Annotated in this window: 4 protein-coding genes; 1 reads left to right on the top strand and 3 read right to left on the bottom strand. The window is 49.3% G+C overall.

Annotated features, from left to right (window positions below):
* The first annotated feature begins 516 nt into the window (after window positions 1-516).
* Window positions 517-5,808, top strand: coding sequence for an ATP-binding protein (locus QUB61_RS05650; RefSeq protein ID WP_333124762.1), 5,292 nt, complete (start codon window positions 517-519; stop codon window positions 5,806-5,808).
* 605 nt (window positions 5,809-6,413) lie between these two features.
* Here QUB61_RS05650 and QUB61_RS05645 read toward each other — a convergent pair.
* From QUB61_RS05645 to QUB61_RS05635, 3 genes are all read right to left on the bottom strand, one after another.
* Window positions 6,414-7,475: a pentapeptide repeat-containing protein gene (locus QUB61_RS05645; protein WP_333124759.1), complete on the bottom strand. Its 1,062-nt coding sequence runs from the start codon at window positions 7,473-7,475 to the stop codon at window positions 6,414-6,416.
* Between the two features lie 1,234 nt (window positions 7,476-8,709).
* Window positions 8,710-9,888: an RNA-guided endonuclease TnpB family protein gene (locus QUB61_RS05640; protein WP_333124756.1), complete on the bottom strand. Its 1,179-nt coding sequence runs from the start codon at window positions 9,886-9,888 to the stop codon at window positions 8,710-8,712.
* A gap of 941 nt (window positions 9,889-10,829) precedes the next feature.
* Entirely contained in the window at window positions 10,830-12,038 is a 1,209-nt protein-coding gene (locus tag QUB61_RS05635; protein ID WP_333124753.1) for a general stress protein, read from the bottom strand.
* Window positions 12,039-12,096 lie beyond the last annotated feature (58 nt).

Here is a 12,096-nt window from a genome sequence, read left to right as displayed (position 1 = left end):
TAACTCATAATGTCTCAAACCTTCTTACACTAGCACCATGTCCAAAATTTTGCAAGTATGTTTCACAAAGAAAGATGAAGATTACCAGAAGTACCCATCATCAACCGCTGGCGATATGGTGGGGCCGAGCTGTCTCACAGGCAGAGGTCACTAATGGAAGAAATGTTATTTTAGCCCTGCGTTGTTCTTCTCAAACAAGCTTCTTTGATTAATAGCGATCTCTTGTTTCCATTGGCTGCAAAAAAACCAAAGCTCGATCGTTCCGGCTGTGGCGGAATTGATATGATATCGAAACGCTAAAGATGGACGGCTATGCTCTCATGCGTAAAATTCGACAGATCCTAGACGATCGCCCGGCGGGCAGATTCCGGCGCTCGCTCTGGCAGCCTATGCTGGAGAAGTTGACCAGCAACCGGCGATCGCCGCTGGGTTTCTGGCGTCATCTAGCTAAACCCGCCCGGTAAGCCGAGATAGTATCGTTGCCCGTTTGTGTGGGCCCAATGGAAAGACAAGCGCATGATCCAGCAGTCTCAACTCGTTGAACAGATTTTTGCAGGAAATAGCGAGATGGCGATGCTGATGCGATCGCACGATTGGTCGCTTTCCGCCCTTGGTGCCGTTGAAACCTGGCCTCAAAGCTTGAAAACCGCGATTCGCATCATCTTAGGCTCTCGCTACCCCATGTTCGTCTGGTGGGGACAGCAGATGACCAAGTTTTATAACGATGCTTACATTCCTATCCTCGGCAAGCGACATCCGCAAGCACTAGGTCAGCCTGCCTCACGGGTATGGGCTGAAATCTGGGACACGCTAGGGCCGCAAGCAGAAGCGGTTTTGAACCAGGGACAATCGACGTGGAATCAAGAATTGCTTCTGGTAATGGAGCGCAACGGGTATACAGAGGAAACCTACTTTACCTTTTCCTACAGTCCGGTGGCGAATGATGATGGCCCAGTGGGGGGCGTTTTCTGCGCCTGTAGCGAGGACACTCAGCGCGTTTTGAGCGATCGCCGCTTGGCAACGCTGCGCGAATTAGCAGCAGAAACAGTCACGGCCAAGACGCAAGAAGCAGCTTGCGAGATTTCCGCCACCGTATTGACCAATAACGCCTGTGACATCCCGTTTGCGCTGTTTTATCTACTCGATGGCGAAAGCGAGATCGCACGACTCGCGGGTACAACAAGGTTAGCAGCCGGAACCCTTGCCTCTTGTGAGGCGATCGAGCTTACATCCGCCCAAAAGTGCCAGTGGCAATTTAAGCTTGTCATGGAGACGGGCGAAAGCAAAATCATTGAAGATTTGGAGGCGCAATTTGGGCTTTTACCCGGCGGCGCCTGGTCCCAATCTCCTCATCAAGCGGTAGTTCTACCGCTAGCCCGATCGGGAGAAACCTTCGGGTTCCTGATTGCTGGAGTGAGTCCGCTTAGAACGTTTGATGATGATTACAAAGGTTTTTTTGACTTGATGGCAGGGCAGGTGACAACAGCGATCGCCAACGCCCAAGCCTATGAAGCAGAACGCAAACGCGCCGAAGCATTAGCTGAGTTAGACCGCGCCAAAACCGCGTTTTTTAGCAATGTGTCTCACGAATTCCGCACGCCGCTCACCTTAATGCTGTCGCCCTTGGAAGAAACGATCGCCAACCTGGATGGAACAATTCCACCTCAAGAACGCGAACAATTACTACTGGTGCAGCGCAATGGAATGCGGCTGCTCAAACTCGTCAATAGCTTGCTGGATTTCTCACGCATCGAAGCAGGTCGAGTGCAAGCAGCTTATGAACCTGTAGATTTGGCAACCTATACGGCGGAACTTGCCAGTACCTTTCGATCGCTGATTGAACGGGTGGGAATGTCGCTAATTGTTGACTGTCAAACCTTGCCAGAAGCGATTTATGTCGATCGCGAAATGTGGGAAAAAATCGTACTCAATCTATTATCAAATGCTTTTAAGTTTACCTTAGCAGGGACAATTACTGTTCGATTGCAGTGCGTCGAAAATTGTGTTAAATTAACTGTTGCAGATACAGGAATCGGTATTCCGTCCGAAGAACTGCCGCATTTATTTGAACGATTTCATCGAATCAAAAACTCGCAAGGCCGGAGTTTTGAAGGCTCCGGCATAGGGCTGTCGCTGGTCCAAGAACTCGTCAAACTACATGGGGGAGCGATCGGTGTCAGCAGCACTTTTGGGCAGGGCAGTTGCTTTACGGTGACAATTCCCACTGGAACAGCTCATCTGCAGCCGGAGCGCATTGGCGCCAGCCGCACGTTAGCATCAACGGCGTTAGGGTCGATGCCCTATGTCGAAGAAGCTCAACGGTGGTTGCCTGAGAATGGCGATTTTAGATTAGAAGAATGGAGCATGGCTCCATCCACTAATGAACTCGTCAATCAACCCGCTCAATCTAAAATCCAAAATCTAAAATCTCAAATTCTCCTGGCCGATGATAACGCTGATATGCGCGATTATATTCGACGACTCCTGAGCGGTTCTTATATTGTTCAAACCGTCGCCGATGGCCTTGCCGCATTGACTGCCATTGAGAAGAATCCACCCGATTTGGTATTGACAGATGTGATGATGCCGGGGATGAATGGGTTTGAGTTGTTGCGATCGCTGCGTTCCAATCCCGCAACCCAAGACATTCCGATCGTTCTCTTATCAGCCCGCGCGGGCGAAGAAGCGCGTATTGAAGGACTCGCAGCCGGAGCCGACGACTATCTGATTAAACCGTTCTCGGCGCGCGAACTGCTGGCAAGGGTAGAAGCAAGTTTGAAGCTGGCACGGCTGCGGCAGGAAGCCACTGTGCGAGAGCGAACCATTCTGGGGCGCGTAACCGATGCGTTTATGGCAATGGATCTCGACTTTCGCTTTACCTACGCTAATGAAGCCGCACAGCGAGTGTCGCGAACTCCCCTAGAAGCAATGCTGGGCAAAACGATGTGGGAAGCATTCCCAGGCACGATCGGCAATCAGTTTGAATTCCAGTATCGCCGAGCTCTCAGCGAGCAAATCGCGGTGGACTTTGAAGAATATTATGCTCCGTTTGATTTGTGGGTTGAGGTTCACGTTTATCCTTCACCGACTGGGCTGTCTCTTTTCTTCCGGGATATCAACGATCGCAAAAAAATTGAGCAGGAACGGGAACGGTTTCTTGCCGTCGGTTCAGATTTGCAAGTGATTGCGGGCATAAACGGGTATTTCCACTGGGTCAGCCCAACCTTTGAACGAACCCTCGGCTGGACACCAGACGAAATGACATCCCGCCCCTGGACAGAGTTTGTCCACCCGGACGACCTGGGCACCTCCATTGCAGAAACCGACAGTCTGTTCTCCGGTAACGAAACCTTTAGGTTTGAAAACCGTTACCGGCACAAAGATGGGTCCTACCGCTGGCTTATCTGGAATGCCCAGGGGTACCCAGAAGAACAAGTAATTTACGGCGCTGCCGTTGACATCACCCCTCGCAAGCAGGCTCAGGCGACACTGCGCGAGAGTGAGGCGCGGCTGCGATTTATGTTAGATGCCTCCCAAATTGGCGATTGGGATCTCGAGCTCGCGACGCTGCCTTACACTGCTCATCGATCGCTCAGACACGATCAAATCTTTGGCTATGAGTCGCTGCTGCCGGAATGGAACTACGACATTTTCTTAACCCACGTTCATCCCGACGATCGCGCCTCTGTGAATGAGAAGTTTCAAGAAACCCTCTGGGGCAATACCAACTGGAACTTTGAATGTCGAATCATCCACCCCGATCGAAGCGTGCATTGGATTTGGGTACGCAGCAGTGTTTATTGTGACTCCAGTGCTACGCCGACTCGGTTGTTAGGAATAGTGATGGATATCACCGATCGCAAACGGGCGGAAGCAGCCTTGCGTGAAACCGAGGGGCAAAGCCGGAATATTCTAGAGAGCATTGGTGAAGCATTCTTTGCCGCGGATGAAAACTGGCGGTTGACCTACGTCAATCAATTTGCCGAAACATTGCTCGATCGCACTCCGGGTGATTTGATTGGCAAGAATTTATGGGAAGAATACCCAGGACTGATTGGTAGCGAGTTTGAGCCGATCTACTGGAGCGCCATGCGCGATCGCGTGCCTGCGTCACTGACGGCGTTTTATCCCGACCACGATCGTTGGTACGAAGTCCGCCCCTACCCTGCCGCAAATGGAATCACCGTTTATTTCAAGAATGTCACCGATCGAATTCAAGCCGAAGCAGTCCTGCGCCAAACGTCCGCCGAACTCGAACGGCAACTGCAAAAGTTCAACGCGTTTAAGTCTTCGGTGCCGGACTTTATTTATACGTTCGATTTGTCCGGGCGGTTCATCGATATCAACAAGCCGTTGCTCGACCTTTGGCAAAAATCCTTCGCTGAAGCCATCGGCAAAAACTTTTTTCAATTAGATTACCCAGTGGATTTAGCTGTCAAACTGCACAATCAGATTCAGAAAGTGATTCAGACGCGCCAACCGCTTAAGGATGAAACGCCATACACCAGCGCGTTCGGTACCAGAGCTTACGAGTATATTTTTGTGCCCGTTTTTGATGCAGAGGGTGCTGTGGAAATGGTAGCCGGTGTAACGCGCGACATCACCGATCGCAAGCAAGCCGAAGCTGAACGCGAGAAGCTTTTGCAACAAGAGCAAGCGGCACGAGAAGCTGCCGAAACCGCCAACCGCATCAAAGATGAGTTTTTGGCGGTGCTGTCTCACGAGTTGCGATCGCCGCTCAATCCGATTCTCGGCTGGTCGAAGCTGTTGCAGCTAAACAAACTGGGCGCTGCAAAAACGGCTAGCGCCCTTGCCTCGATCGAACGCAACGCCCTACTCCAGTCACAACTGATTGATGACCTGCTCGACACCTCCCGCATTCTGAGCGGCAAACTGAGTTTGAATCGGATGTCCGTTGATTTGAATATGGTGATCTCGGCCGCCTTGGAAACCGTTCGACTAGCAGCCGAAGCCAAGTCGCTGCAAATTGAAACAACCTTTTCACCCGGCATCGGAATGCTAATTGGCGATTCCGGGCGTTTGCAGCAAGTAATCTGGAATCTTTTATCCAATGCCGTGAAATTCACCCCTCAAGGCGGGCAAATTAGCGTTAGGTTAACCCAAACTGGAACTTATGCCCAGATTCTTGTCACCGATACAGGAAAAGGCATCAATCCTGAGTTTCTGCCTTATGTGTTTGAGCATTTTCGGCAAGAGGATGGAGCCATAACTCGTAAATTTGGGGGTTTGGGATTGGGGCTGGCGATTGCGCGTCAAATTGTGGAACTGCACGGCGGCAAAATTTGGGTGGAGAGTAGGGGTGAAGGACAGGGAGCCAGCTTCACCGTTGAACTTCCCCTCTTGCATACCGCGAATCCGGTTGAAGAAGTTGCCGATACAACTGAAGCTCGATGGGACGATCTTCACCTGGCCTCTGTGCGCGTGTTGGTTGTGGATGATGAACCGGATTCACGCGAGTTTGTGGCGTTTGTAGCGGAACAAGCCGGAGCCAAAGTGACTGCCCTTGGGTCTGCGAGCGAGGCACTGCAACTGCTCTCAACCACACCCTTCGATATCCTCCTGTGCGACATCGGAATGCCAGATCTGGATGGCTATATGCTAGTGCGGCAAGTGAGAGCTCTACCACCAGAGCAGGGCGGGCAAATTCCGGCGATCGCCCTGACTGCTTATGCTGGAGACTTTAATCAGAAACAAGCTCTTGCTGCTGGCTTTCAACGTCATCTTGCAAAACCTGTCGAACCGAATGAGTTAGTCAAAGCAATCGTGACATTGCTAAGGAAACGCTAAGGTAACTGCATCGCTGACTCCAAATTTTAATAGATTGTCGGCGATCGTCAATTATTGTTAGTTAAACCCGCCCCTACCTTTACCCGGATTTTGTAGGGGCGGGTTTTACCAACAATATCTAACTCCCACCAACAATCTAGATAAACCCGCCCCTCATATCGTTTCCGGTTGCATGGGCACGATCGAGTCAAGGTCAATAATTCCATATTCCCCGACGGACGACTCCCAACGGACGACTCCCCATCATTCCGGTGTAACCGGAATTGATAAGCTGTGTTGCATCTAGATTGCCTATGGTATTAGAGAGGGAGAGGGGGTGAAGGGGAGAGGGGGAGAGGATTTGACGATTTTTGATCGGGACTCGAAATATACAATTTAAATGCACAACAGCTTATCACACCTGAATTATGACTAAGCTGTTGCGGCATTTAAATTGTATGTCAAAAAAATTTCAAGTCTTGTGGGGTGTCCCGCCCGCCCTGAATATACAATTTAAATGCGCGACAGCTTATTGAATCCTGAATTCTTTATTGTTAAAAGTTTTGAGTTTTGAATTAAAGATTCTTTAACTTAAAACTCAAAACTATTTTCTCTTAATCAACTCATCAATCCCGGCTGTGAGTAGCTCCATTCGGCAAAATTGCCCCGCCCAAAGCTGCTTCATTCAAATTATCAACATTCAAGCTCGCCCCAATCAAATTAGCCTCCGACAAATTAGTTCCTGTCAAATTCGCCCCTGTCAGAGAACTCAGCAGCAAACCCGCTCCCGACAAATTGGCGTGACTCAAATTTGCCCCCCGCAAATCCGCTTCCAGCAAGCTAGCACCCGACAAATTCGCACCGCTCAAATTAGCTCCCCGCAAAGAAGCTTTGTTCAAATTCGCACCCCTCAAATCAGCATTGTGCAGAATCAAACCATTTAAATTAGCTTTACTCAAATTAGCTCCCTGCAAGTGGGCACCGCTCAAATTTGAGCCATTTAAATTAGCGGATTGCAAGTCAGCACCGCTCAAGTCAGCACCGCTCAAATTAGCAGCGCAAATAGAAGCCTCCCGCAGACTTGCTTCGCTCAAAGAAGCCCCAACCAAATTGACACCGCTGAGATTTCCGCGATTGAGATAAGCCCGAATTAGAGTGGCTCCGCTCATGTTCGCCCCGTTCAAATCAACCTCGCTGAGAATCGCTCTAGTCAGATTTGCTCTGCTTAAATCAACCCCGCTCATAATTGCTCGGCTCAGCGTCGCCCCGCTCAAATTAGCCTCAGTTAGTTTCGAGCCGCTTAGCAAACAAGCTCCTACTAAACTCGCTCCCGTCATCACAGCTTTGCTCAAGTCAGCCTGAGACAATATTGCTCCGCTGAGATTTGCTCCGCTAAAATCTGCTCCGATCGCCACAGTTCCAGTTAAACTAGAACTCCCGAGGTTAGCTTCAATTAATTTCGCCTTAGACAAATTAGCCCCGCTCAAGTCGGCGCCGTTTAAATTAGCTCCAATCAGTTTGCTTCTAATTAAGTTGGCACCTTTCAAATTAGCGCTGCTCAAATTTGTTCTACTGAGATTAGCTTCACTCAAATGAGCTGCAATGAGGTTAGCCCCTCGAAAATCTCGTTCCCCGTTTCTATGTCTAGTTAAAAGTTCATCGGCACTTAAAAGCTCAGTGAAATTCATAAAAAAATTGAGTGAGTTTCCTTAATTTCTCGATGTTCTATCTTGTCTGAAAATTTGTACTATCGTGTTTGCCAGTCAGTTTTTTAAACCAATACTGCCACAGTAACAATGGTCAAAACTGCTTGATTCCTAGCATCACCCTCCTTACCTAGTTATAACTTATTACGAAAAGAAACCGGGTTCGGGTAAAATCTGAGGTTGGTCAGCGCGGAAGTCATGAAGAAACCGAGTTTCTCGCCGCGTGTAAGTCCTGTAAGTCTTATTTTGCTAGTAGTTAGTTGGCGGTTGATGTTAGTTATTAATGGTTAGTTGTATTTATACTAACTGCTAATCACTAACTATTAACTGCTAACCATTTACCAAAATATGGAGAAGTTGTCGATCGATCTTGTCAAGGTCGATCGAAGATTTGGGGTATTGCTGGCGGCATCCGCGCCGCATTCTGACCGGAAAAATAGCTAGTACAGGCGATCGAATTTATTAGTGCAATCAAGAAACAAGATATCCGAGCTTCAACCCCGAATGCCTTCTACATAAGTGCCTTCTATCTTCGATTGCCCATGAAAGCAGACCCCGGTCAGCTCAGGTAGTTTCACCTCCCCCCACTGTGCTGCGCGCCAGTGAAATCCAACAGGAAGGCGGTTTCCCTCGGAGTGCTGAGCGAGTCGCAGGCGAAGCAAGCAATACGCTGCCAGTAGCCTGAGATTTCGCGAAAAAATGCGTCGCGAGCCACTGGGCTCCCGCGCTGCTGTGCTTGCTGTCAATGTTTACTCGATCCATGAGCGCTTGTGGTTCTAATTAACAGAACACCCGACACCTGACGCGCTCCCGGACATAAAAGCTGTTCCTGGGCTTCTCAAATGCTTCGCTGAGGCCTTCCCAGAAAAACTGTATTCCTGTAGCAGGTCTTGCCAACGGCAATTGGGCTGCTACAGCCAACCAATGACCAGCCTAAGTCTTGCCCGAAGGATCCGACAATATTATTATTCTAATAGTTGCCTACCACCGCAGGCTTTGCTGGGCGCGCGGGACTGGCTACTTCACCTCTATAAGTTGCTGAAATTAGCAGCCCCATAATTAAAGATAGTCGCTCTTTGACTAACCGAGCAATATCTGCTGTAATTTATGTCATCAAATTTGATAATACTGCGGGGTTGGCAATCGAGCTGTAGTGAGTGTTACAGAGTGAAGTACCCGACGCTGATTGCAAGCAATACAGCGCGGGCTTCTCTAATCAATCGCAATAGCCGAGCGAGAGGGTAGACTTAAGCCTTCCTCCCTTTGGTCTTACATTGCGTCCTAGAGCAGTAACCCCACTTCCTGAGGCCCAGATCCGCAAGCCTTCATTTCTGATATTGATCGCTGCATTGATATCCCGATCGTGCCGTTCTTGGCAATGGGGACAAACAAACGAGCGAACCGACAGATCCATTTTCTCTAGCGGTAACAGCGTCTTTGAGCAAAGATGCGAGCTTGGGAAGAATCGTCCAATTTCTAGATATACCTTGCCTTCAAACTCTGCTTTGTATTTGAGCATGGTACAAAACTGCCCCCAACCTACATCACTGATGGCTTTGGCTAGGTTATGGTTTTTAACCATGTTCTTGACCGCTAGGTCTTCCACCACAATCACTTGGTTCTCGTTGACTATCTTGCGGGATAGCTTGTGATGAAAGTCTTCTCTAACTATTGAGATTTTGCCATGCACCTTGGCAACTTTGATTCGAGCTTTATTACGGTTGTTGCTCCCCTTTTTTCGTCTAGATAGCTTGCGCTGTTTACGTTTTAGGTTACGCTCATGCTTTTTGAGATGCCTAGGATTAGCATACTTTGAACCATCAGAAGTGATAGCAAAGTCAGTCAATCCTAGATCGATTCCAATCGCAGAACCTTCACGACTTGATTTAGGCGATAATTTTCCATCTTCAATGAGCAGTGATGCAAAGTAATTCCCGTCAGGATTTTTAGACACCGTGACCGTCTTCAAAGTCCCTTCGATTGGCCTATGAACCTTAGCTGCAACAAGACCCAGCAAACCAGGGAACAAGATTGCTGAATCCGATACAACCGTAACGTTTTGAGGAAACTGAACCGACTGCCGATGATGTTTTGATTTGAAGTTAGGATATTTTGCTCTACCCTCAAAGAAGTTGACAAATGCTTGCCCCAAATTCAAAACAGATTGCTGCAAGCATTGTGAATAGCATTCTTTCAGCCACTCATGCTCAACTTTCAAAGCAGGAATACGCTTTTTCATCGTCAAACCAGACAATCCCTTACCAGTCGTTTTATACGTTTCCGTCATCACGGCTAGCGAGTGATTCCACAGCCACCGCGTACAGCCGAAATGCTTGGCTAGCGTGATGAACTGCTCCTGTCTGGGGTAAATTCTGACCTTGACTGCTTTCAACATCCCTCTCTCTTAGCATAAACCCTGATTGTTTATCAAGGAAAGTGGGTCTAAAACCCTGTCCTTCTAGGACGGCTTTAATTTCTTAAATCCTCCCTAAAAGTCAGGAAATTTCTAGTATACTAGAGTAGTCAAGGTTAAATTCCTGCGCCCGGAGTGCATAAAAACAGTTAACGACACACTTTGGCGCGTAAACCGGGGGACTCATAGCGGCGAAAACTCTATAAACAGCTAGGGGCTTAACACAGTTCCTTTAACCAGAGAAACAAACTATTTAATCTTGTTAAGTAGGGTAGGGCATACCCCAACTCGCTTGTAAATATCCTAGTACGCTTTTGGAGATAGATCCTCTGGGATGACTGCGAATCAGGCTCGTTAATTGGTAGGATTTCTACGGTTAAAAAGTTTGAGTATTGCTGAAAGGACGCAACATTTTAAGGTCAGTCGCTGAATTAAGAATCCCTGTCCTTTAGGTCAGGGAGTGTCAAAAGAATCTTTAGTGCAGTTGCAGGGCTTGCATTTGATTGTCTCGGCAGTGCTATCCTTTCTGGGCTGCGGCATCGGTCGGATAGCCTCCGCAAGACAATCGCGCCTCTCATCCCGACGCTGACCTGAGTACAGGTACAGCGCGGGGCTTCCCGTCTAATAGCTAAAAACACACTGCGGATTTAGGGTGTAAAAATAAAGTCCGCCGATCGAGCCGCCGACGCAAATCCCACCTCGCCAATCAAAATTAAACTTTTGACTGGTCGCTTTTTTTTAAGTTTCCAGAACAAAACAAAAGCCGACTTTCAGAGAAAAAGCCGACTTTTGAGATAATTTTACCGAGGAAGTGCAAAACCCCTAGCTCGCCCGTATTGGCTCGATCGCTTTCCACAATCCGAGTGCGCGACTGCGACTACCCTGCAGTACGTAGAAACAATACCCACACCAAGTCTGAAGTATTAAATCAGAGGGCGGGGGGTAACGCCCTGATTGGGATCGTAAATATCAGCCGTAGTATCAACGCCCGGAGTACCTGGAGCGCCGTAATCAGCCCGAGAAGTATCGACGCTGGGATAGTCGTAGGTGTTCCAATGCTGAATGCCTCCGCGGCTGAGAATGGTTTCAGCTTTAGCGACTTCTGCTTCGCTGCCGTCAACCAGTACCAAGTAATCTCCCCTTGCCACGCGATCGTTGTATGCTCTAGCTTCCTCTTCGGGAATTCCCATACCGACTAAAGCTCCGATCAAGCTGCCTGCAGCCGCACCCAAAGCCGTACCGGCGAGTGTAGTGGCGATCGCCGTAGCTGAGGCTCCTGCCAGCATAATCGGCCCGATTCCCGGAATTGCCACTAGGCCCAGACCTACCAACAAGCCTGTCAAACCGCCCAAAGTGCCACCTGTGAGTGCGCCCTTAGTCGCCCCTTCATCGGCCTTGCTGTCCGCGGTTTCCTGCACGTCAAGGCCTGCGATCTCCCCTTTAGAGTCAGCATCCTTAGCGATGACCGAAACCCGATCCATGTCAAAACCGGCATTTCTAAGTTCTCCCAGCGCGTGTTCCGTCTCGCGGCGGGTTGAAAATACGCCTACCGCGCGCTTGTGGCGGGCCGAATCTCTGCGGCCGGTGTCTGCCGGCACATCGTAAATGCCCCAATCGTGAATGCCCCGCACGCTCATAATTCCTTCGGCTGTGGCAAGATCCGCATCTGTTCCTTCTACGAATACCAAATATTCTCCGCGCGAGACGCGATCGCTATAAGCTTTAGCTTTTCCTTCAGGAACTCCCAAACTGACCAAACCGCCCAGCAAACCGCCTGTTGCGGCCCCAATCGCGCCTCCGATCGCAGTATCTGCCAGCAAAGTTGCGATCGCGCCCCCCGCCATCACCGGACCCACTCCCGGAATCGCCAGCGCCCCAATGCTTCCGAGCAACCCAATCAAACCGCCCGTCACGACTCCCGCTGTCGCGCCTGCTTTCGCGCCACCACCGACTTTCTCGTCGGTACCCTTACCAGCGCTTGCGCCCGCAATTTCATTGTTATCGAGATTTTCCCCAACTACCGAAACTTTATTCATCGGAAACCCGGTACTTTGCAGTTCTATCAGGGCTAGTTCCGTATCTCGGTAATTAGAAAATGCTCCTACAGCTCGCTTATGTTGACCTAAAGCCATTTTCTTTCTCCTACAAACTATACTACTTTTTCACAACTACAGAATTTAGGCTCTGCTT

It is taken from the genome of Microcoleus sp. C2D2 (assembly GCF_036702495.1).
GTDB lineage: Bacteria > Cyanobacteriota > Cyanobacteriia > Cyanobacteriales > Microcoleaceae > Microcoleus.
The sequence above is the reverse complement of the archived record's forward strand: the minus strand, read 5'-3'. Positions and strand labels throughout refer to the sequence as shown.

What these genes read in the sequence shown, in the direction of transcription:
- QUB61_RS05650 (WP_333124762.1), top strand. Translation starts at nt 517, where the DNA reads ATGATCCAGCAGTCTCAACTCGTTGAACAGATTTTTGCAGGAAATAGC.
- QUB61_RS05645 (WP_333124759.1), bottom strand. Translation starts at nt 7,475, where the DNA reads ATGAATTTCACTGAGCTTTTAAGTGCCGATGAACTTTTAACTAGACAT.
- QUB61_RS05640 (WP_333124756.1), bottom strand. Translation starts at nt 9,888, where the DNA reads ATGTTGAAAGCAGTCAAGGTCAGAATTTACCCCAGACAGGAGCAGTTC.
- QUB61_RS05635 (WP_333124753.1), bottom strand. Translation starts at nt 12,038, where the DNA reads ATGGCTTTAGGTCAACATAAGCGAGCTGTAGGAGCATTTTCTAATTAC.